Origin of the sequence: Nitrosarchaeum koreense MY1 (assembly GCF_000220175.1) — an archaeon.
Taxonomy (GTDB): Archaea; Thermoproteota; Nitrososphaeria; order Nitrososphaerales; family Nitrosopumilaceae; genus Nitrosarchaeum; species Nitrosarchaeum koreense.
This window is the reverse complement of record NZ_AFPU01000001.1, coordinates 988,720-1,011,246: the sequence shown is the minus strand read 5'-3', so window position 1 is coordinate 1,011,246 and position 22,527 is coordinate 988,720. Positions and strand designations below refer to the sequence as shown.

Annotated in this window: 22 protein-coding genes; 15 read left to right on the top strand and 7 right to left on the bottom strand. The window is 32.9% G+C overall.

The window, feature by feature from the left end:
* Positions 1-217 precede the first annotated feature (217 nt).
* The 3 genes from uvrB to uvrC are packed head-to-tail and all read left to right on the top strand — an operon-like array spanning position 218 to position 6,571.
* A complete protein-coding gene (uvrB, locus tag MY1_RS05900; protein WP_007550919.1) occupies positions 218-2,170 on the top strand; it encodes an excinuclease ABC subunit UvrB in 1,953 nt (650 codons plus the stop codon).
* Positions 2,157-4,973 carry an excinuclease ABC subunit UvrA gene (gene uvrA, locus MY1_RS05895; protein WP_007550918.1) on the top strand — a complete coding sequence of 939 codons (2,817 nt, stop codon included), beginning with the start codon at positions 2,157-2,159 and terminating at the stop codon, positions 4,971-4,973. Before uvrB ends, uvrA begins: the two co-directional genes overlap by 14 nt.
* An 11-nt stretch (positions 4,974-4,984) precedes the next feature.
* On the top strand, positions 4,985-6,571 hold the full coding sequence (uvrC, locus tag MY1_RS05890; RefSeq protein ID WP_048110451.1) for an excinuclease ABC subunit UvrC: 1,587 nt from the start codon (positions 4,985-4,987) through the stop codon (positions 6,569-6,571).
* A gap of 21 nt (positions 6,572-6,592) precedes the next feature.
* Here uvrC and MY1_RS05885 read toward each other — a convergent pair whose 3' ends face one another.
* Complete coding sequence (locus tag MY1_RS05885) at positions 6,593-7,192, bottom strand: cupredoxin domain-containing protein (RefSeq protein ID WP_007550916.1); 600 nt, start codon at positions 7,190-7,192, stop codon at positions 6,593-6,595.
* 317 nt (positions 7,193-7,509) lie between these two features.
* Entirely contained in the window at positions 7,510-7,890 is a 381-nt protein-coding gene (locus tag MY1_RS05880; protein ID WP_007550915.1) for a hypothetical protein, read from the bottom strand.
* Positions 7,891-7,966: 76 nt separating this feature from the next.
* On the opposite strand from MY1_RS05880, the gene MY1_RS05875 reads away from it, so the two are divergent.
* Positions 7,967-8,173 carry a hypothetical protein gene (locus MY1_RS05875; protein WP_007550914.1) on the top strand — a complete coding sequence of 69 codons (207 nt, stop codon included), beginning with the start codon at positions 7,967-7,969 and terminating at the stop codon, positions 8,171-8,173.
* 3 nt (positions 8,174-8,176) lie between these two features.
* On the opposite strand, the gene MY1_RS05870 is transcribed toward MY1_RS05875, so the two are convergent.
* Positions 8,177-9,340, bottom strand: a complete 1,164-nt coding sequence (locus MY1_RS05870) for a citrate synthase (protein ID WP_007550913.1) — start codon at positions 9,338-9,340, stop codon at positions 8,177-8,179.
* A 116-nt stretch (positions 9,341-9,456) separates the two neighbouring features.
* Here MY1_RS05870 and MY1_RS05865 point away from each other — a divergent pair, with 116 nt between their 5' ends.
* Both MY1_RS05865 and MY1_RS05860 read left to right on the top strand, forming a co-directional pair.
* Entirely contained in the window at positions 9,457-9,651 is a 195-nt protein-coding gene (locus MY1_RS05865; protein ID WP_007550911.1) for a hypothetical protein, read from the top strand.
* Positions 9,652-9,697: 46 nt separating this feature from the next.
* Positions 9,698-10,750 carry a DHHA1 domain-containing protein gene (locus tag MY1_RS05860; RefSeq protein WP_007550909.1) on the top strand — a complete coding sequence of 351 codons (1,053 nt, stop codon included), beginning with the start codon at positions 9,698-9,700 and terminating at the stop codon, positions 10,748-10,750.
* A 21-nt stretch (positions 10,751-10,771) separates the two neighbouring features.
* On the opposite strand, the gene MY1_RS05855 is transcribed toward MY1_RS05860, so the two are convergent.
* On the bottom strand, positions 10,772-11,224 hold the full coding sequence (locus MY1_RS05855) for a RidA family protein (RefSeq protein ID WP_007550908.1): 453 nt from the start codon (positions 11,222-11,224) through the stop codon (positions 10,772-10,774).
* Between the two features lie 25 nt (positions 11,225-11,249).
* The gene (locus MY1_RS05850; protein WP_048110449.1) at positions 11,250-12,410 is read right to left on the bottom strand and encodes a TrmB family transcriptional regulator; all 1,161 of its coding nucleotides are present in this window, start codon (positions 12,408-12,410) and stop codon (positions 11,250-11,252) included.
* A 159-nt stretch (positions 12,411-12,569) separates the two neighbouring features.
* Here MY1_RS05850 and MY1_RS05845 point away from each other — a divergent pair, with 159 nt between their 5' ends.
* The 5 genes from MY1_RS05845 (at position 12,570) to carB (ending at position 19,288) form a co-directional block, all read left to right on the top strand.
* Entirely contained in the window at positions 12,570-13,127 is a 558-nt protein-coding gene (locus MY1_RS05845) for a hypothetical protein (protein WP_007550906.1), read from the top strand.
* A complete protein-coding gene (locus MY1_RS05840; RefSeq protein WP_007550905.1) occupies positions 13,115-13,609 on the top strand; it encodes a hypothetical protein in 495 nt (164 codons plus the stop codon). Before MY1_RS05845 ends, MY1_RS05840 begins: the two co-directional genes overlap by 13 nt.
* A complete protein-coding gene (locus MY1_RS05835) occupies positions 13,610-14,803 on the top strand; it encodes an AAA family ATPase (protein ID WP_007550904.1) in 1,194 nt (397 codons plus the stop codon).
* A gap of 121 nt (positions 14,804-14,924) precedes the next feature.
* Positions 14,925-16,037: a glutamine-hydrolyzing carbamoyl-phosphate synthase small subunit gene (gene carA, locus MY1_RS05830; RefSeq protein ID WP_192805792.1), complete on the top strand. Its 1,113-nt coding sequence runs from the start codon at positions 14,925-14,927 to the stop codon at positions 16,035-16,037.
* 116 nt (positions 16,038-16,153) lie between these two features.
* Positions 16,154-19,288 (top strand): carbamoyl-phosphate synthase (glutamine-hydrolyzing) large subunit, encoded by a 3,135-nt coding sequence (carB, locus tag MY1_RS05825; protein ID WP_117439721.1) that lies wholly within the window; start codon positions 16,154-16,156, stop codon positions 19,286-19,288.
* Between the two features lie 70 nt (positions 19,289-19,358).
* Here carB and MY1_RS05820 read toward each other — a convergent pair whose 3' ends face one another.
* The gene (locus MY1_RS05820) at positions 19,359-20,108 is read right to left on the bottom strand and encodes a metallophosphoesterase (RefSeq protein ID WP_007550899.1); all 750 of its coding nucleotides are present in this window, start codon (positions 20,106-20,108) and stop codon (positions 19,359-19,361) included.
* 34 nt (positions 20,109-20,142) lie between these two features.
* Here MY1_RS05820 and MY1_RS05815 point away from each other — a divergent pair, with 34 nt between their 5' ends.
* Both MY1_RS05815 and MY1_RS05810 read left to right on the top strand, forming a co-directional pair.
* Entirely contained in the window at positions 20,143-20,445 is a 303-nt protein-coding gene (locus tag MY1_RS05815) for a hypothetical protein (protein ID WP_007550898.1), read from the top strand.
* 50 nt (positions 20,446-20,495) lie between these two features.
* Positions 20,496-20,747 carry a hypothetical protein gene (locus tag MY1_RS05810; RefSeq protein WP_007550897.1) on the top strand — a complete coding sequence of 84 codons (252 nt, stop codon included), beginning with the start codon at positions 20,496-20,498 and terminating at the stop codon, positions 20,745-20,747.
* Positions 20,748-20,749: 2 nt separating this feature from the next.
* Here MY1_RS05810 and MY1_RS05805 read toward each other — a convergent pair whose 3' ends face one another.
* Positions 20,750-21,049 carry a hypothetical protein gene (locus MY1_RS05805; protein WP_048109860.1) on the bottom strand — a complete coding sequence of 100 codons (300 nt, stop codon included), beginning with the start codon at positions 21,047-21,049 and terminating at the stop codon, positions 20,750-20,752.
* Positions 21,050-21,138: 89 nt separating this feature from the next.
* Between MY1_RS05805 and MY1_RS05800 the strand changes: the two genes are divergently transcribed.
* Positions 21,139-21,432, top strand: a complete 294-nt coding sequence (locus MY1_RS05800) for a V-type ATP synthase subunit F (protein WP_048109858.1) — start codon at positions 21,139-21,141, stop codon at positions 21,430-21,432.
* Positions 21,433-21,469: 37 nt separating this feature from the next.
* Entirely contained in the window at positions 21,470-22,498 is a 1,029-nt protein-coding gene (locus MY1_RS05795) for a zinc-dependent dehydrogenase (RefSeq protein WP_007550894.1), read from the top strand.
* Positions 22,499-22,527 lie beyond the last annotated feature (29 nt).

The following is a 22,527-nucleotide window of genomic DNA, read 5'->3' as shown; positions in this document are numbered from 1 at the left end:
TCCACGCTACAATTAGATGAACAACAATCGCTTGTTCTGTTCTCAAACTTACAATTGCAAACAATACACATCTTTTTCCTAACGAAATTTTAGATTTTTAATTAATAAATAAAATCAAAATCTGGTACTAATGCTAACATATGCTAAATTATGGTGTACCGTAGGTAACACTTGGAGAATAGTTAGCTATAAGTTCAGTTTTAGACGATTGTAACTGTTGCAACAAATCCATAAATTTGAACTTGTATCTGAATATGAGCCTACAGGTGATCAACCTCAAGCTATTGACACTTTAATTTCAGGTGTAAAAAAAGGAACGGTTCAGACACTATTAGGTGTAACAGGAAGTGGAAAGACATTTTCAATTGCAAATGTAATTGCAAGAACTGGAAAGAACACACTAGTAATTTCTCACAATAAGACTTTGGCTGCACAACTTTATTCTGAACTAAAACAGTTTTTTCCAAAAAACAATGTTGGATATTTTGTATCATACTATGATTACTATCAGCCTGAAAGTTATCTGCCTCAGACCGATACATATATTGAAAAAGATACTCAGATTAATGAAAAAATTGAAAAACTGCGTTTAGAGGCAACTGCAATGCTTCTATCTGGCGAGCCTACTATTATTGTGTCTACAGTATCTTGTATCTACTCACTTGGTAATCCAAAAGACTGGGAGGATCTGGCAATTACAATTAATACCGGTGATGTAATAAAAAGAAATGATCTTATAAAAAAATTCATTGATGCACGATATGAAAGAAATGATACTGAAGTGGCTCCTGGAAATTTTAGAGTAAAAGGTGATACTATAGATATCATTCCTGCATATTCTGAAGATATTGTTCGAATTTCAATGTTTGGTGATGATGTAGAAAAAATAACTTTGTTAGATAATATCTCGCTTAAAGAAAAACGTATCATAACTCAGATGAAAATATTTCCAGCCAAACATTACTTGATAGCAAAAGATGTTAGAGAAAAGGCTATCCTCTCAATCAAAAATGAACTAAAACAAAGATTGCCTGAACTCAACGAACTAGAAAAACAACGATTAGAGATGAGAACAAAATATGATCTAGAAATGATTGAAGAATTAGGTTATTGTTCAGGAATTGAAAATTATTCAAGACATTTTGATGGAAGAAAAGCTGGTGAGAAAGCATTTTGCCTGATGGATTTTTTTGGTGATGATTATTTGCTTGTTATTGATGAATCACATGTTACATTGCCACAACTACATGGAATGTACAAAGGTGATTATTCAAGAAAACAACAACTAGTAACATATGGTTTTCGCTTACCTAGCGCATATGATAACAGACCATTAAAATTTGAAGAATTTGAAGATTATCTAAAAAATACTATTTTTGTTTCTGCAACTCCCAGTGATTATGAGAAAAAAATATCTTCTCAAATTGCCGAACAACTAGTACGACCAACTGGTCTATTAGACCCTACTGTAGAAATTAGATCTACTAAAGATCAAATGGATGATTTAATCCAGGAAATTGCTAAAAGATCCGTCAAAAATGAACGCGTTTTAGTCACAACTTTGACAAAACGTATGGCTGAAGACCTAGCTGAGTACCTCTCCAAAAAGCAAGTTAGAGTAAGATACATGCACTCTGAAATCGAGGGATTACAAAGGACAGAACTTATTCGACAACTACGATTAGGCGAATTTGATGTTCTAGTTGGAATTAATTTGTTAAGGGAAGGATTGGATATCCCTGAAGTTTCCCTTGTTGCAATACTTGATGCAGACAAGGAAGGATTCCTCAGAAATTTTACTAGTTTAATTCAAACTTTTGGAAGAGCGGCAAGAAACGAAAATGGAACAGTAATCATGTATGCTGATACTATTACAAAATCCATGTCTAATGCAATAAATGAAACTAAAAGGCGTAAAGAAAAACAAATACAATTCAATAAAGAACACAACATCACTCCCAAGACTATCATAAAGTCAGTTCCTGAACAAGTTACAACATTAGATGAATCTAAACTAAAATCGACTCATGATCTTGCTACTGATATTATAGAGTTAGAATACCAAATGAAAAAATATTCTGAAGAATTAGATTTTGAGCGAGCAATTGAATGCCGAGATAGAATAAAAAGACTGGAAAAAGAGATCAAATTTAAAGATGGCAGAAAATAAATTAAAAATTCGTGGTGCAAGACACCATAATTTAAAAAATATTGATGTAGACATTCCAAAAAATAAACTCGTTGTAATTAGTGGGTTATCTGGTTCTGGAAAATCAACTTTAGCTTTTGATACGATTTATGCTGAAGGACAGAGACGTTATGTTGAATCTCTTTCTGCATATGCAAGACAATTTCTTGAAATGATGGACAAACCTGATGTTGATTCTATTGAAGGTCTTTCACCTGCAATATCTATTCAACAAAAAACAACAAGCAAAAACCCACGTTCTACTGTTGGAACCACTACTGAAATTTATGATTACATGAGACTACTTTTTGCAAGAATTGGAATTCCTTATTGTGTGAATTGTTCACGAAAAATTTCCAGTCAATCCGTTGAAACAATCTGTGATTCTATTCTCAGAAATTTTGCTGATCAAAAGATTTTGATTTTATCTCCAATTGTTCAAAGAAAAAAAGGAACGTATGAAAAATTATTTGAACAGATAAAAAAAGATGGATACTCTAGAATACGCCTAAATGGGGAAATTTTAAGCCTTGATGAGCCAATTTCTCCACTTGATAGACAAAAATGGCATAATATTGAGATTGTAGTTGACAGAATTCAGGCAGAAAAATCTGAAAGATCTAGGCTTTTTGAAGCAATACAAACTGCAATAAAAGCATCAAAAGGCGATGTTATGGTTTCTTCTGATAAATCTGAAAAGATATTTTCTCAAAATAATGCTTGCCCTTACTGTGGTCTGACAATTGGTGAGCTAGAACCACGAACCTTCTCATTTAACTCACCATTTGGAATGTGTAAAGCATGTAATGGTTTGGGAGTGAAGATGGAGTTTGATGAAGATCTTGTAATTCCAGATAAAAGCAAATCCATTTTAGATGGCGCAATTGTTCCCTGGAGTGGAAGATTTTCTGCATTTAGAAAACAAGCGTTAAGAGCTGTTGGTAAAAAATTTGGTTTTGATTTAATGACCCCAATTGAAAAAATATCTCTAAAACATCTTAAAATTATTTTACATGGCTCAAACGATTTGATTGATTTTAAATATCAATCAAAGTCTGGTGATTCATCTTGGCAATACACTGATGCCTTTGAAGGAGTACTTGTCAATCTTCAGCGGTCATTTATGGAGACCGATTCTGAATCTAAACGTGAATGGCTAAAACAATTCATGCGAGATACCCCTTGCACTGCATGTAATGGAAAAAAATTAAAACCAGAGTCACTTGCAGTAAAAATCAATGATAAAGGAATAATGGATGTATGTGACTTATCAATAGATCACTGCTATGATTTTTTTTCTACATTACAATTAACTGAGAATGAACAATACATCGCCAAAGACGTACTAAAGGAAATCAAAGAACGATTAGAATTTCTAATGAATGTGGGGTTAAACTATCTTACATTGAATAGATTAAGCTCAACACTATCTGGTGGAGAATCTCAGCGAATTAGATTGGCAACTCAAATAGGTTCTAATCTTACTGGTGTCTTGTATGTACTTGATGAGCCAACAATTGGATTACATCAGCGTGATAATGAACGCCTCATTAAAACGCTAACAAAGCTGCGAGATTTAGGAAATACAGTCATTGTTGTAGAGCATGACGAAGAAATTATGCGAAATTCGGATTGGATTATTGATTTGGGTCCAGGCGCCGGAGTTCATGGCGGTAACGTAGTATTTGAGGGAACTGTAAAACAAATACTTCATAATAAAAAATCTATAACAGGAGAATATCTAAAAAATAATTCTCTTATAAAACTTGATGGAAAAATTCGTAATCGTTCTGGAACTCTGGTAATTAAAGGCGCATCTGAAAATAATTTAAAGAGTATTGATGTTGAAATTCCTCTTGGTTTGTTTGTTTCAGTAACTGGTGTCTCTGGTTCTGGAAAATCTACTCTGATTAATGATATTTTATTAAAATCCCTTGAAAATTATTTTTATAAATCCAATATTAAATCTGGATCTCATAGTGGGATTTCAGGTCTTGAATATATTGATAAAGTTATAGCAATTGATCAATCCCCAATTGGTAGAACTCCTCGTTCTAATCCTGCAACTTACATTGGTGCCTTTACTCCTATTAGAGAACTATATGCAAATACTGAGTTAGCAAAAGAAAGAGGATATTCTTTGGGCCAGTTTTCTTTTAATGTGGCTGATGGAAGATGTTTTGCATGTGAAGGCGATGGTGTAAAACAAATAGAGATGCAGTTCTTGTCTGATGTTTATGTAAAATGTGATGAATGTAAAGGAAAGCGTTACAATTCTGAAACGCTTTCAGTTTTGTATAAAGGAAAAAATATTTCTGATGTTTTGAATATGACTGTCTACGAAGCGCTTCAATTTTTTGAAAATATCCCTTCAATTAAAAGAAAACTACAAACCGTCTATGATGTTGGATTGGGATATATAAAATTGGGACAGTCATCAACTACATTGTCAGGCGGAGAGGCCCAAAGAGTAAAACTTGCATCTGAATTATCAAAAAGAGGAACAGGAAAAACATTTTACATTCTTGATGAGCCTACTACCGGATTACATTTTGCTGACGTTCAAAAACTACTTGATGTTCTAAATAGATTGGTGAATTTAGGAAATACTGTATTGGTAATTGAACATAATTTGGATGTGATTAAAAATTCTGATTGGTTAATTGATTTGGGACCTGAGGGTGGTGATGAAGGTGGTAAGATAGTGACTGTTGGAACTCCTGAACAAGTTTCAAGAGCTCCTGGAAGTTATACTGGAAAATATCTTAAAAAATTACTCAAATGATGACTAAAATAATGACTTTTGACATCTCAAAAATTCACATTCCTTCAAATCCTGGAATTTATTTGATGAAAGATTCTGATGAAAAAATTATTTATATTGGTAAAGCAAAGAATCTAAAAAATAGAGTAAAATCATATTTTCTAAAAAATCAGAATTATAAAACACAAAAATTAGTAGAACATATTTCTGATATTGAATTTGTATTAACTGATAATGAAAGTGAAGCATTTCTTTTAGAATCTAACATGATAAAAAAATACAGACCAAAATTTAACATTGAATTAAAAGATCAACAACGATATACTTACCTTAGAATTTCGGATGAAAAATATCCTCGATTGCTAGTTGCACGAAGAACTCGTAATGGAAAGTTTCTAGGCAGTGGTAAAATCTTTGGACCATTTATGCACGGAAGCTCTAAACTGCTTACAATTGGTACTCTGCGAAAAGCATTTCAAATTAGAATCTGTAAACAATTACCAAAAAAAGTATGTCTTGAGTATCATCTTGGTAATTGTGAAGGCCCATGTGAATTTAAAGACGCCCAGGAAAAATATGCCGATCATGTATCTGCATTAGAAGAAGTTCTAAAAGGAAAAAATCAAACTCAGATCTTTACAGAGAAATTAAAAGAAGAGATGTCTCAGGCTGCTGCCTTCCAACAATTTGAACGTGCAAAGGATATTCGAGATACTTTGATTAGATTAGATAGTCTTCAAACAAAACAAAAAATGGAATATGTTGAAAATTCAGATGAAGAGTATTTTGGAATTGCTGATAAAGATCAAACTGTGACTGTGATGAATTTTAGAATGATAAATGGAGTAATGCGTGATAGTGACAAGTTCTTTTTTGATCTTGTTGGGGATAATGATTTTTCAAATTTTTTATTTCAATATTACACAGTACACAAAATTCCAAAATTTATCTACGTAAGTACTCTTCCTAAAAACAAAATACTCTTAGAATCTTTACTCTCAAAGCAAGCAGGTTTTTCAGTTAAAATAATTTATCCAAAACGTGGTAAAAAAAAGAATATTGTTGATTTAATTTTGAAAAATATTTCTTTAATTCATTCTAAAGGAAGTAATTTAGGTCTCATTGAATTAAAAGAAATTTTACATCTCTCTACCATGCCAAATATCATAGAATGCTTTGATATTTCAAATCATGGAGATGAATTTGCTGTTGGTTCAATGGCTAGATTTGTAAATGGGAAACCCGATAAATCTGGTTACAGAAAATTTAGAATTAAAACAGTTTCTGGAAGAGATGATTTTGCAATGATAAGTGAAGTAATCAAACGGCGATATCTTAGATTACTTGAAGAAAATTCCCAGTTACCTGATTTAATATTAGTTGATGGTGGAAAGGGTCAACTAAACGCTGCATTAAAGTCATTACAATCACTTGGATTGAATCTTGATTGTATTTCACTTGCTAAAGAAAATGAAGAAGTGTATATGCCAAATCAAAAAAATCCTACTATTATTTCAAAAGATAAACCCTCATTGAAAATTTTACAACATGCTAGAGATGAAACTCATAGATTTGGTGTTGCATATAATAGAACAATACGTAAAAATAAAATAAAATAAGAAAAAAGAAAATATTCTTGCTTAGTTAACTATAACTTTTCCAACCATCCATGGGTGTACCATGCAGAAGTAATCATAGGATCCTGCATTATCAAATGTATGTGAATATTTTGCTTTTCCCATGACTAGGCTACTGTCAAATACTCCTGATGGGCCATCAGCTGGACTGCCACCTGTTACTGTGTGTGCAGCAGTATCTACATTGTCCCATTCTACAGTATCACCTACATTGATTGTAACTGATGCTGGAGTATAACACTCATTAGTTGTTTCACAACCTGGAGATGAAGTTCCAGCTGGAATTATTACGCTAACTGTTTTTGGTTCAGATGTTTCAACTGGTGGAGCTGGTTCAGTTTCAACTGGTGGAGCTGGTTCAGTTTCCATCTTTACCTCTTCTTTAAGCTCTGTAGTTTTTTCTGTTGTAGCCGCAGCGCTTTTCACCTTTTCTGCAATGCTTGCCATTGGATCAACTTGCGTTTTTGGTTCAGTATTTGCAATTACTGGGGCTTTAGCAACTGGAGCGATATCTTGCGCATATCCTGCATATGCGGCAAAACCTACACCTACAGCTACAATTGCAATAGAAAATGCAATTGCTGCTTTGTCTATGTTTGCCATAATTGATCACATGATTTTTTCAAGCTAAATAAATCTAATCTTTGTTTCTACGTTCATATTTTGAAATAATTGCAATATTTGAGTAGTATCTTATTTTTTAACTATTTTTAATTTATGTATGTCTGCAACTTTCTTCAAAAAATTACACAAATCTAAAACATACGTTGAAAATCTCATATGATCGCTTTAATTGATTTAAACTAAAGTCAATCATATTGAACAAGTATTTCTTTTATGATTTGATACATTTCATAAATTAATAATGCGATGGAGCTGTCACCAAGTAACTCCCGTTTTTGGTCTTAAGCACCTTTGCATTATGTTTTTTTAGCAGCTAAATTTTTCTCAGATTCTACTAATTCATATTTAATTTTTAATTTTCTTTGCTCAATTAATTGTCTGATGAAAAAAGTTCTTTTTTCAATGAATTCATCATCACTTTTTTGATTTGAAATTAAATGCTCAAACACTGTTTTATCGTCAGTTGTTATTTTTACAATATCTTCATTTTTTATGATAAATGTACCAATTCCCCAAAATATCCCAATATGTAATCCGATGTATTTTGATTGTTGATTTGTTACTTTATCCAAGTAAATTTCTACATGTTCCCTTTTTTGTTCTACAATTGAATTATCTGTTTGAATGACCCATGAAATTCTCTTTGAATTACCGTCAAAAAATAAAATATGCTCCAATTGTCAACCAAAAAGTGGTTTTTTGTCTATATATTTTGAATCCCGCCCTTATGATCAAAGATTCAAAGATTAACATATGTTAGAGTCACACACATTCTTTTCAAAAATGGTTGATGAACTCGTAGAATTTTCCGAATATGATCCTGAACTTGCTGATGGTATTCGTTGGCTAGATGATCAGGCGCAGAAAAAAGGTATCTCATTTTATGATATGGTTTTTGAAGTATTATACAAACACGATGTGAATTCTAAAGCAAAAGAATGGCTTAATACTAGAAATTAAAAACTATTTTCTCAAATCCAGAGATTTGTATTCACAACCCTCTGGTCCACAATATTTTCCAACGTATACTGCTTTTGGTCTGTAAAGTGCAGGCTTTGGTGCAGCTTCTGCAAATTTTTCTTCAATGATATGTGCAGCCCATCCAACTACTCTTGATATTGCAAAAATTGGTGTATTGAGATCCATTGGTATCTTTAGCATATAGTAAAGAGATGCACTGTACAAATCCACATTTGGATAGATGTCTTTTCCTTTTTGTTTTTTCATTTCTTCAATTGTAGTTGTTTCTACTTTTTCTGTAATTGCATACCATGGGTCTCCCGTCTTTGCAGCAAGTTTTCTTGATAATTCTTTAAGAACCTGTGCTCTAGGATCATATGTTTTGTATACTGCATGACCCATGCCCATAATTCTTTCACCTTTACTCATTTTTTCTTTAATCCACGGAACAACATTATCTATTGTACCAATTTCTAAAAGCATCTTCATTACTTCTGTATTTGCACCTCCATGAAGTTCTCCGCTTAATGCACCGATTGCTGCACTTGTTGCTGAATACATATGTGCTCTAGTTGATGCAACTTGTCTTGCAACAAATGTAGATGCGTTAAACGTATGTTCTGCATGAAGAATTAAACAAGTATCGAAAATCTTTTCAATCTCGTCGTCTGGTTTTTCACCTGACATCATATACAAAAAATTTGCCGCATGATCTAAATTTGGATCGGGATCTACTATATCTAATCCGTCTCTTACTCTTTGCCAACTTGCAATTATAGTTGGTACTTTAGCAATTAGGTTGATTGCTCGGTCATAACTTGCTTCTTTAGTTGCAAATTCTTCATCATAATACCCAGCTAGTGCTGCCACAAATGCTTGTAGCATGTCCATAGGATCTGCATCTTTTCTCCAATTTCCCATGTTTATCTGCATTCTTTTTGTAATCCATCTGGCATCGCTTAATTTAGATTTAAATTCTAACAATTGCTCTTTGGTTGGCAAAGCATCATGCAATAACAAATATGCTGTTTCTTCAAAACTTGATCTTTTTGTGAGTTCTAATATGTCATAGCCACGATAAATCAGCTTGCCTTTTTCTCCATCTATGTTTGAGATTCTGGTATCTGCAACCTCAATTCCACGTAAGCCTATGTTTTTTGTCTCCACATCTTTACTTTATGAAATCTTTTATTATATTTATGCGAAAAACACGTCTATGAAATTTAGTAATTAGTCTAATCTGACAACTCTGGCTCATAAATGATTATTTTTTGATAAAAATTATGAATCCCTCAGAAAGAGAACTTTTAGAGAAACTTGATAATCTTGTTTTAACTGCATCTGGAGACGAATTACTAAAAATTCAAGAGATTGATATTCAAACTCAACTAGATGGCGTATCATTTTATGATGCATTTGTAAATTCCACATCTTTAGCAAATCAAAGCATAAAACAAGAATCACGTGAATCTCAGTAGATTTCATTCTTGATTTAAATGAGGGCATGTAAGTGAATCGACAATAATGGTTTCATCAAAGACAAAGAAAATTGTAAAACCTACAAAGAAAAAAATAGTGAAAAAAACAAAACCTGCTCAACCAAGAACCAAAGTAATTTGTATATCTCATAAAGAAGATGCAGACGGAATTAGTTCAGCAGCTTTGATTAGACAAGCATTTGGCGGTGATTCTGTTTTAGTTGATTATCCAGGCCAGATGGAAGCTATACAGAAAGTTTGTGCAGATGAAAAATTAAAGTCTCTATACATTTGTGATTTAGGCCTGAGCAAAAAGAATCAAGATGAGTTTGTTGAACTACTAAAAACTCTAAAAAAGAATCATGTATCTGTAACCTACATTGATCATCATGATATTGATCCAGAAATTACAAAAGCTCTAGAAAAAATTAAAGTTAAAATGATTCATGACATCAACGAATGTACCACAGTTCAGGTCTATAATGCATTTAAATCAAAACTCTCTGATCATGCTCCATTCATTGCAGCATGTGCAGCTATTACCGATTATATGGAAGATAGGCCAATTGGTTCCAAATTACTTCAAATCTATGATAGGCAATTTGCTTTAATCAACGCAACTGTTCTTACCTACAACATAGTGGGACATCAAAAAGATCCTGATTACTTGTTGTATTTAGTAGAGGAATTGGCAGAATCTAAATTCCCACATGAAATTCCAAATACTTTTGAGTTTGCACAAATTCAAGTTGATAAATTAGCTCAGATAATTGCCAAAGTCAAAAAAGGAATGAAAACCATGAAAAATATTGGATATATGGAAATTATGGACTCTGGAGCAAGCGGTGCTGTTAATTTTGTTTTAGGATTATCTGGAAAAGATGTTGGTGTTGCATACAAAGAACGAGTTGATCACGGCATCTATGCTGTTTCAGTTAGAGGTTCAAAATCTTGTAAAATTCATTTGGGTCAAATTGTTAATCTGCTTGCAACTGAACTTGGAGGCTCTGGTGGGGGACATGATAAAGCATGTGGCGCAGTAATTCCAAAACCCAAAATTAAAAAATTCCTTACAGAATTTAATAAAAAATTGAACTAAATTTCAAAATTTAATTATTTTTTATTTAATTTCTACTATTGCATCTATTTCTGTCATTGAGTTGAGTGGCAAGCTTGATACCCCAACTGCAATTCTGGTGTGTTTTCCAACATCGCCAAATATTTCATAAAGTAAATCTGATGCAGCATTGATTACTTTTGGATGTTGTGTGAATTCTGGTACTGAATTCACAAATCCAGATAGTCTTACAAATCTAGAAATTTTCTCTAGATCTCCTAGCTCTTTTTTTAATTGTGCTAGTATGTTTATTGCGCAAATTCTTGCTGATTTTTGTGCAGTTTCAATATTTTCATCTGACACTTTTCCTGTAAATGCTACTTTTCCATCTTGTAATGGAATTTGTCCTGAAACATATAACAAATTCCCAGTTTTTACTAGTGGGATATATGAACCAGCAGGGGTTGGTGGAACTGGAATGTTTATTCCAATTGATTTTATTTTTTCCTCTATCATGAATTATGGTTTAATTCAGATGATTTTAGTTTTTACTTATTTTTATGGTGACCTTTTCGCCTTTGGTTTGATTATTTTGATATACTGTTCTTGTTTTGAATCCTTGTTTTTGAAGACAACCGTCTAATACATATGCCCATGGTAAAGAATGCCCACTGTTTAATTTTGATTCAATTGTTATGTTTTTGGTATTTGCATCAAAATTTACATGCCCTGAACACATAATTTGTAATGCTGCATCCATAATCTCAATAATTTCATCTAATGACTTATTTTTTAAATGAATTCCATTTTTCTCAAGTAGTTTGAGCATATCTAAATCAGGTTTTTTTGAAATCATGATTGAATTTAGAATGTATGTCAATCCATTTTCATTTATAATTCGAATAATTTTGTATACTTCCTGTGCTTCATTTTTTGTCATATCTGCAAGAGCATCTGTTTTAACTGAATTTCTCCAAATATCTGCAAAAATTCTATTTTGATTTGTTCCTAATACTTCAGTAGATGAAAATATTGCCCCTTTTCCATTTTCATCATCAATCATTAATACCTCTGTTTCATCAAATACAAAACAATTTTGTATAATATCTGATGATCTAATTTTTACTTCGTTTGGTATTGCTCTGTATGATTCTGAACCAATTTGAGTTGACGGTAACAATAATTTTACTTCTAAATTTCTACGCAGCACTGAAAGTAACTGTTCTTTACATTCTGCAAGTAACCCCAAACCCCACTGATCAACCATGATGTTGATAGAAGATTTTGATCCATCAACCATCATTCTTAATTGTTCAAGTACGTTGTTTGCGCTAATATGGACATATCTTTTTTCTTCTGACCCTCTTGATTTTCTGCTTTCCTCACTTGCCTTTTTTAAATTTGAAATTAAAGCATTCATTGCATTCACTTTGTTAATTTGTTCATGAATTACTGAATCAAAAGCGTCTTCAGGTGCAGTTGCTGTACACATAATTGGTTTGCTTTTTGAAATAATAACTAATTTTTTGCTTTCTAGCTTTAATAGAGTTGGATATATCTTGGTTCTTGGAAGATCTGAATAATATGCAAGCTCGCTTGCGGATATCGTGCCTTTCGATATAAGGGCAACATATGCCTGAGCCTCGTATTTGCTTAGTCCAAATTCTTCAAGACTTACAGTTAATGCTTGTTCATTTACCATGATTCTCATTTACATCTGATTAGGTAATATTGAAAGCTAAATTCCTTTACACAAATACTCAAAAAAATTCAAAATTGTAACTCTTTGGTGGTGTTACTGCGGTTACTGGTAAAATTGTGACACCGTCCTGAAATATCAAATCTATGTTGAAAATATGGCATGATGGTTAATCCTAATCTTGTTAGAAACGAATGTTCTGGCGTATTCCAGACTGTTACTATTGTTCCTAGATTGGAATATTCTAATTATTTGCTGTGTGATATAATGGATACTTTAAAAAGAAAAAAGGCAGAGATAAAAAAATCAAACCGAGTATATCTAGAACTAGATAATGATGACCATACATGTGTTAGAGCACTTGATTTTGAAAGAACAATTTCATTTTCTTTAGAAATTCTCTCTAAAATACACAAGAAAATTAACTCTATCTCTGGTATTACCAGTATTCCTAAACTTTTACCTTTAATCCCTATGATGCGAACTGTCAGCGCTCAGCTTTATACTTTATTTCCTATTTGCAGTAAAAATCTCTCAGAGTTATCAGTCCATTTAGGTAGTATTATTTTAGATTCTGCAATTCTTACTGAGGCTAGATTTGATTTTAGCCAGTCAAATACTGAATCATCTTTGATCCTAAATGAAGTAAAATTGATGGTAGACTCTAAAATAAATAAGCAGTATCCTAATCTTGATTTTTCTAAAGTATGCAATACTTGAATTTTCTTAACCCTAAAACTGATTTACCAAAAGATATCTCTAATATTCAATCAATATCTGCAAAAATTGAAAAAAAACTATCTGCATCTGGCGTTCAAATTGATAAATTAACTTTGGAGGAATTACAGGATATAAATAAAATTGTTGGATTGGCTAACTTTATGCTTTGTAAATATGAAGATAAAAAAGAAACGCGTTTAATTTTACAGCATTTTGTTTCGATAATAGGTGACTCTGCCCAGTCCATGGAAAGCGTTGATGATGATATCTCTGAATTAATTTTATCCGCTGAAGATTCTATTAACAAAGTCAAAAATATGCACTCAAAAATTTCAGAAAAATCTGATCTTGAAAAATCATATCTTGATGAATCTGATGTTGAATCAAAAAATGGTTCATTTAATTTAACCAATTTTACTACACCAATTAACACCTCCAAATACCAAGAAAAATCTAAAGGGGATACTGTACAAGTGATATAGATGAGTTTAGCACCACAAGAATTAGAAAATAATGCAAGCAAGTATGCTTCTGAGGCAATCAAGTTTGACTCCCAAGGAGCACGAGGCATGGCTATTACTCATTACCAACATGCAATCGATGCGCTTGTAAAACTAATACAACTTTATCCTACTAGCAAACTTAATCCAATTTACAAAGATAGATGTAATTCATACCATAACAGAATAACCGCACTTCAAGAATCACGCGGTGTCGAGCCTGCAGTTGACCCTAACGCTTCTCCTAAAGAACAACAAGCTTCTGTACAAAGACAAACTGATGAAAATGACTTTGAAGATCTTGTAATGAAAGAAAAACCTAATGTTACTTGGAGTGAAGTTATTGGGCTGGATGATGCAAAGAATGCTTTACGTGAATCCATTGTTTATCCAACAAAAAGACCCGACCTATTTCCTTTAGGCTGGCCAAAAGGAATGCTACTTTATGGTCCACCTGGAACTGGAAAGACTATGTTAGCTGCTGCAACTGCTAATGAAATGGACGGTTACTTCATTAATGTTGATGCAGCATCTATGATGAGTAAATGGTTAGGAGAAGCTGAAAAGAATGTTTCAAAATTATTTGTAATGGCAAGAAAATATGCAGAAAAAGAAGGTAAACCTGTTATTCTTTTTGTAGATGAAGTTGATTCTCTTTTAGGTTCTAGAAATAGTGAAGTTGGTGGAGAAGTAAGAACTAAAAATCAATTCTTAACTGAGATGGATGGTGTTAATGGAAAAGGTAAGGATTTAATGCTTTACGTAATTGGCGCTACAAACAAACCATGGAGTCTTGACTGGCCATTTCTTAGAAGATTCCAAAAAAGAATTTATGTTTCACTTCCAACTCAAGCTGCAAGAGAAAGTCTATTTCAACAATATACTGCTCCACTAAAAAACGCTGTTAGAGTCAACGTGGCAGAACTCTCAAAATTGTTTGACGGTTATAGTGCAAGTGATATCAAAGATGTTTGTCAGGCAGCACAAATCAAAGCAGTTCATGAGATATTCAATTCTCCTGATTATCATGAACCAGTAGAAGGTGAAGCTCCAATACAACCACGTGAACTCACAACTGCAGACTTTAAGGCAATAATGGAAAGAAGAAAACCAAGTGTTTCACTTGAAATGGTACGTGCATACCACAAGTGGAGTGAAGAATTCCGCGCCCTTTAAGATCTATTTTATTTTTTTAGCGATCAACCTTCAAAAAACTTAAATCCAGAATCAAAAGTACTCGTCGAGGGTCACAATTACTACAAAGAAATCAGTCCACGCAAACAAGTTTGGGAAGCTAATTTTTGATGATGGCACGGTTTTAGATGGTAAAGGATTTGGTTATTCTACGACTGTTTTTGGTGAAATTGTCTTTAATACTGGAATGGTAGGCTATACTGAGACTCTAACTGATCCATCCTACAGTGGTCAGATTCTTACTCTTACTTACCCACTTGTAGGAAATTATGGTGTTCCTGATCCATCACTTACCGATAAAGATGGAATTTCAACATTCTTTGAATCTAATAAAATCCAAATACGTGGCTTAGTTGTACATGAACTTTCTTTATCTGCTAGCCACTGGAATATGTCTATGACTTTAGATGAGTGGATGTATAATGAAAAAATTCCTGGAATTTCAGGAATTGATACTAGAGCAGTAACAAAAAATCTTCGTCAAGGTGGAGTAAAAATGGCAGCATTGGTAGTCTCTGATACTGAAATTAATGTAGAAGAAGTCAAAAAACAACTTGCAAATGCAACTCATTATAATTCTGAACAATTCATGGATGTAGTATCTACAAAACAAGAAGTAGTTTATGGTTCTGAAGAAAAATCTGTTGTTGTAATTGATACTGGTACAAAAAATGCTATACTAAGAAACATCCGTGAATTGGGATACAAAGTAATAAGATTGCCTTGGAATACATCTTTTGAAAAAATAATGTCATATCATCCTAATGGTGTTGTAATTAGCAATGGTCCTGGTGATCCTCAAAATTGTCCAGATACTATTGAAACTGCAAAAAAATTAATTGAAAAAAATATTCCTACTCTTGGAATTTGTTTAGGTGCACAAATTATTGGTCTTGCAGGCAACACTCAAACTTACAAATTAAAATATGGTCATAGAGGACAAAACAAACCGTGTGTTAATTTGGAAAATAATCAAGTCTATGTTACAAGTCAGAATCATGGTTATGGGATAACTCCTGAATCATTGAAAACATCTGAATTTACTTTATGGTTTACAAACGCAGACGATAAAACAGTCGAAGGAATCAAACACAAAAAACAAAATTGTATTGCAGTTCAGTTTCATCCTGAAGCTGCACCTGGACCTTATGATTGTAAATTCGTCTTTGAAGAGCTCAAGAACCTTATGGAGGAAGGCAAATCTGCCAAAAAATGAGTCGATAAAAAAAATTCTTGTACTTGGTAGTGGGGCAATAAAAATCGGAGAAGCCGGCGAGAGTCGCTAAAAACGACCGTCAATTTGACTACTCCGGAAGCCAATGCCTCAAAGCAATACATGAAGATGGACTGCAAAGTATTCTAATCAATCCAAACATTGCAACAATCCAAACAGATACTAGATTTGCAAATAATGTGTATCTGTTACCTGTTAATACTGAGTATGTAGAATCTGTTATCGAAAAGGAAAGACCAGATGGAATTATGCTGGCATATGGTGGTCAAACTGCTCTAAATTGTGGTATTAATCTTGCAGAGGCAGGTATACTGCAAAAGTATGGTGTGAAAGTATTAGGTACACAAATACCCGGAATTCAAAGAACTGAGGATCGTCAGCTCTTCAAAGACTCTATGACCCAATGTAATGTTCCAGTTCTAAAAAGTAGAACTGTTACTAATTTTAAAGATGCAAAGGAAATAGCTCAGGAACTAGGTTATCCTGTAATTATTCGAGTAGCATATACACTTGGAGGTAAGGGTGGTGGAGTAGCTTACAATGAAATTGAATTACATGAAATTGTAGAGCGTGGATTACGTGCAAGTCTTGTGGGACAAGTTCTAGTTGAAGAATACATTGGACATTGGAAGCAAATAGAGTATGAAGTAATGCAAGATTGGGATGGAAACAATGTTATTGTGTGTAATATGGAAAATGTTCTTTCTATGAAAGTTCACACCGGTGATAATATTGTCGTTGCACCTTCTCAGACAATTAATAATCATGAATATCATATGCTACGAACAGCAGCATTACGTGCTACAAAACATGTTGGAATTGTAGGAGAATGTAATATTCAATATGCATTAGATTCTGATTCTGACCGATATGTTGCAATTGAAATTAATCCAAGATTGTCTCGTTCTTCTGCACTTGCAAGCAAAGCAACTGGATATCCATTAGCATACATGTCTGCCAAAATTGGATTGGGATATACTCTCCCTGAATTAGTTAATAGAATCACCAAATCCACTACTGCTTGTTTTGAACCATCGTTAGATTATGTTGTGTGTAAACATCCTAGATGGGATTTTGGTAAATTTGATCTTGTAAAACGAAAACTTGGTCCTACAATGAAATCAGTTGGTGAAGTTATGGCAGTGGGAAGAAGCTTTGAGGAATCATTACAAAAAGCAATACGTATGCTTGACATTGGAAATGACGGACTTGTTTTAAACAGAGCAAACATGAAAACATTTGATGAAGAGCAAATAGAAGATAAACTATCTCATCCTGATGATTTGATTTTGTATTATGTTGCAGCTGCACTTAAAATTGGAATTTCAGTTGAAAGAATTTACAAATTATCTTCAATTGATCCATGGTTTATTGAAAAGATCAAAAACATCGTAGATGTAGAATCTAAATTAAAACAAGAAGAACTTTCAACTCCTTTACTTTGGGAGTCAAAAAAATTGGGATTCTCTGATAAGCAAATTGCTCGTGCTAAAGATAAATCTCCTGAAGAAGTACGTGAAATACGCAAAAAAGCAGGGGTTTTACCATCTGTAAAGCAAATTGATACGCTTGCAGCTGAATGGCCAGCGGTCACAAATTACCTATATCTGACATATGGTGGAAATCAAAATGATATTACCGTTAATCCTGATGAAAAAGGAGTAATTGTACTAGGTGCTGGACCATATCGTATTGGCAGTAGTGTAGAATTTGATTGGGGCACTGTAAACATGGTTTGGGGTTTGCAAGAAAATGGAGAAAAAAATGTTTCAGTAGTAAATTGTAATCCTGAAACCGTTTCAACTGATTATGATATTTGCAGTAGATTGTATTTTGAAGAATTGACTTTGGAGAGAATTTTAGATATTGCTGAATTTGAAAACCCAAAAGGAATTATCACATGTGTTGGAGGCCAAACTGCAAATAATCTTACATTGGGTCTTGCAAAACTTGGTGTTAACATTATGGGTACTAGTGCAAATGATGTTGATAGAGCAGAAGACCGTTCTAAATTTAGTGCTGAATTAGATAAATTACACATTCAACAACCTCGATGGCAGGCATTTTCAAATGTTGTAGAAGCCAAAAACTTTGCAAATGATGTAGGATTCCCCGTAATTGTTAGACCTTCCTATGTGTTGTCTGGAGCTGCAATGAAAGTTGTCTGGTCTCAAGATGAACTAAAAAAATATGTTAAGGAAGCAACTGATGTATCTCCTGATCATCCTGTAGTGATTTCAAAATTCATGTTAAATTCACTTGAAGTTGATGTTGATGGAATTAGTAATGGCACTGATGTAATAATTGGAGCAATAGTTGAACACATTGAAAGCGCAGGCGTTCACTCTGGTGATGCTATGATGTGTATTCCTCCATGGCGATTAAACAATAAAACTATTGATACCATAACTGAATATTCTATAAAGATTGCAAAAACCTTTAATGTTAAGGGGCCATTCAATTTACAATTTTTAATCCATGATGATCATGTTTATGTAATTGAATTAAACATAAGAGCATCACGTTCTATGCCATTTGTATCTAAACTTGTTAAGACAAATCTAATTATGCTTGCGGCAAAGGCCATCTTGGGTAAGCCACTACCTAAAATGCCTGAAAATAAATGGCAAAAAATTCACAACTTTGGAATCAAAGTACCACAGTTCTCATTTATGCAATTAGAGGGAGCAGATATTACATTAGGTGTCGAGATGCAATCAACTGGTGAGGTTGCATGCTTTGGTACGAGTTTTTACGATGCACTAGCCAAAGGACTTACTTCTGCAGGGTATACTCTTCCTAAAACAGGTACTGCGCTAGTAACTGTTGGTGGTTCTCAAAACAAAGAAAAATTGCTCCAACCTATTGCGCGATTAAAGGGTCTTGGATTTAAAATCGTAGCAACAGAACACACTGCAGAATTTTTTGAAGAAAAAATAGGTGATATTGAAGTTGTACATAAAATATCTGAGCCTACAAGAAAACCAAACATTGCGGATTTACTCTATGATAGAAAGATAGATTTCATCATAAATATTCCAAGTACATCCACACTTGAAAAATATGTTGGAATGCTTGAAGATGAATATCAAATTAGACGAAAATCTTTGGAATTAGGGATTCCTGTTCTTACTACCATTGAACTTGCTGATTCTTTTGTAAAGACTCTGGAATGGCTTAAAGATAATAAAACAACCAGAGATCCAATAGAGCCATATGATAAAATTGATTAATCTTAAGAAATGAATTTTATAATTTTATTTTGAATTTCATTTATGTTGAAATATTTTCTTGATGTATATTTCATAATACTTGATCAATCATTGATTCGTCCCCAATAATCGTCCCATCTAACGTAATTATTTTAGCCGTTGATACATGTTTGATTCTTTCTATTATTGGTGAAATGGATTTTTTATATTTTTTTTTATGTGTTGCATAAAAATATCTGTTAAATGATGGAATTATCGTAATCTCTATGTCCCCCGATTTGTTTGGAAAAATATTTTGTTTTTCTGTTTTCATTGTCACCCAGACTCTTTGTCCATTTAATAATGAATCCTCTTGAAAAAATACTGGATGTACATGACCCATTATAATTTTGTCAACATGAGAAAAATTCTCTGAAGGCATTGTATGTCCATGTGTAAGTAAAATGTTTTCTTCTACCATTCCAGTAGCACTGATCATTGAAATGTTTTCAGGAATAAGTCTCTGAATATTTGCATCATGATTTCCAGGAATTAATGTTATGTGACATTTTTCTTGGATTTTTTTAAAAAATAATGGAACATCATCCCATTCGCTCTTTGAAATATTTTTAATACTTGATTTTACATCTCCTAGTAAAATCAGAGAATCTGGTTTTTCTAATTCAATTACATCTAATAATTCTGATATTGTTTCATTGATAGAAGAATTCTTTCCAATAAAAATTTCATTTGATGCAAATATGCTTTCAAAACCAATATGAATATCTGTTATTATGAGGTTCTTTTTTTCTCCTTCTAAAATCATTATTGGTTTTAATGACATTATTCTAGTTTTGGGCATCAAAGATATACGATGGACTTTGGATTAAATTCTTGTGAACAAAGATTCTGAGAGAATTAAATCTGTTGTTTCTGAAAATCGAGTTAAATTACATCTCTTTGAACCAAGTCAAAGAAAGATCTGGACAGTAGTAGGAAAAAGCAAGGAACATTGGTTAGATCCTGATGCCGAGTATTGTTCATGCAATGGGTATTATTTTGGACGATTAAATGAAAAAACAACTTGCTATCATTTGGAATCTGTGTATTTAGCACAACGAGAAAACAAAATTGAAAAAATTATTTTTTCTGATGATGAGTATAGTGTTTTTCTTTCAGGATTGATTTCTGATTTATAATAATATTAAATTAGAACTTGTTAATAACCAGGAAAAAATACCAAATAATTATGGATGAGAATCAATACAATTCATTAATTGAAAAAATTGCAACAATGATGGAATCTGATGGAATTTCTGTTGATGAACAAAATGTTCAGAAACTTCAAAAATACAAAGACGATGTAAAATCAAATTCAAATCTAAACGAAGATGATTCATTAAAATTGGTTTACGAATCACTACTTTATTTAAAATTAAAAAATTCTGATTCTGGTGATCCACTTCAAAAAGGCGATGAGTTTGGGGCTGGATTTTCTTAAGTTTATCCTAGTGAAACAGTATCGATATCATCTTTAGAAACCCCTTTCCATAACCCTATCATTCCTTCTGGTTTTACTTGTTCAACTTTGGTTATGTGTTGAATTTTTATATGATCTGGTGTAGGTGGCATCCAAAGCATAGCCATGTAATCTCCAACATTTCCAACTTTGTTTGGAACTGCCATTATGATCTTCTCCTTCGAGAATCCTTTTGAAACTAGGGCTGTGATTGCTTTTTCTTGTAGATCCATTCGTCCATGTGTGAATAGATAGACGTTTTTTTGATTGTCAATTTCTACCATATTTTCTTTGAAGTCTTATGCTAAATCAATCTTTCCTGATCCACTGCCTACCAAAAAGGGTTAAATTAGAATAAACAAAATTTTATACTGTGAAGATATTTACTGTTGGAAGCAAATCCTTTGTTACAAGCTTTCAGTTAGCTGGTGTACCTGGGGTGATATCAGATTCTCCTAAAAAGACATTAGACGAAATCAAAAAACTAACTGATGATTCTGACGTTGGATTAGTATTGGTAAGTGATGACATGACTGAATCTATCAGTGATGAACTAACCGAGCTTCGTGCAGAAAAATCCACTCTGGTCTTTGCATTACCTTCAGCAGGAAGTGAAAAATCTGAAGTTGATTATAGATTAATGCTCAAAAAGATACTTGGTGTGTAATTTAATCTACTTATATTCAATATTCTAAAGTTTTGATATGAAAACTGCATCTGTTAAGGAACCATCTGTTATTTCAATTAACGAAACAGAACAGCCACTTTTGAGTTCTGGTGATATTTTGGTTCAAATGCATGCATGTGGGATTTGTGGGTCTGATCTGGAAAAAGTATTTGGGGAATATGGACAACCATCAATGCGACTAGGTCATGAACCTGCAGGAATTGTGCTGGACGTTGGTCCTAATGTTACTGCATTTAAAAAAGGAGATAGAGTATTTACTCATCATCATGTACCATGTTACTCTTGTCACTTATGTAATCATGGTAATGAAACAATGTGTCCAAAATATTATGAAACAAATCTGTCTCCATGTGGTTTATCTGAAGAGTATGTTGTACCACAATGGAATGTAGAACACGGTGGTGTACTAAATATTCCCGATTCTATGAGTTTTGAAGAAGCTGCAATGATTGAACCATTAGCATGTTGTGTTAGGGCATGGACAAAATACTCTTATCGTGAAGGAGATTCTATTGCTATTTTTGGTGTTGGACCCACTGGAATGATGCACGTAATGCTTGCTAAATCCAAAAAATTCTCAAAGATTTTCTGCTTTGATGTTAATGAATTTCGATTGAAATTTGCAAAAAAATTTAACATTACTGATTCAATCCATTCTCTTGACGAAAAACGAAAAGAAAAAATTTTAGATCATACTGAAGGACGTGGTGTAGATGTTGCAATTGTAGCAACTAGTAGTCTAAAAGCATTAGACGATGCAATAGACATGGTACGAAAAGGTGGTGCTGTTATGATGTTTGGTGTTCCTTCTAAAGACGCTAAAATCCTTTTAGATATGAATAAAATTTATTCTAAAGAAATTACTCTGGTAACAAGTTATGCTGCATCTGATAATGATACTAAGGAAGCTCTCAAACTGATAGAGTCATCTGAAATAGATGTGAAACAATTGGTTACTCATACATATACAATTTCAGAGTCTCAAAAAGCATTTGATCATGCTAAAAGTGGAGATAACGCAATGAAAATAATTATCACAAAATAAGAAAGGCTTAAGAAAGGTATTTTTATTCT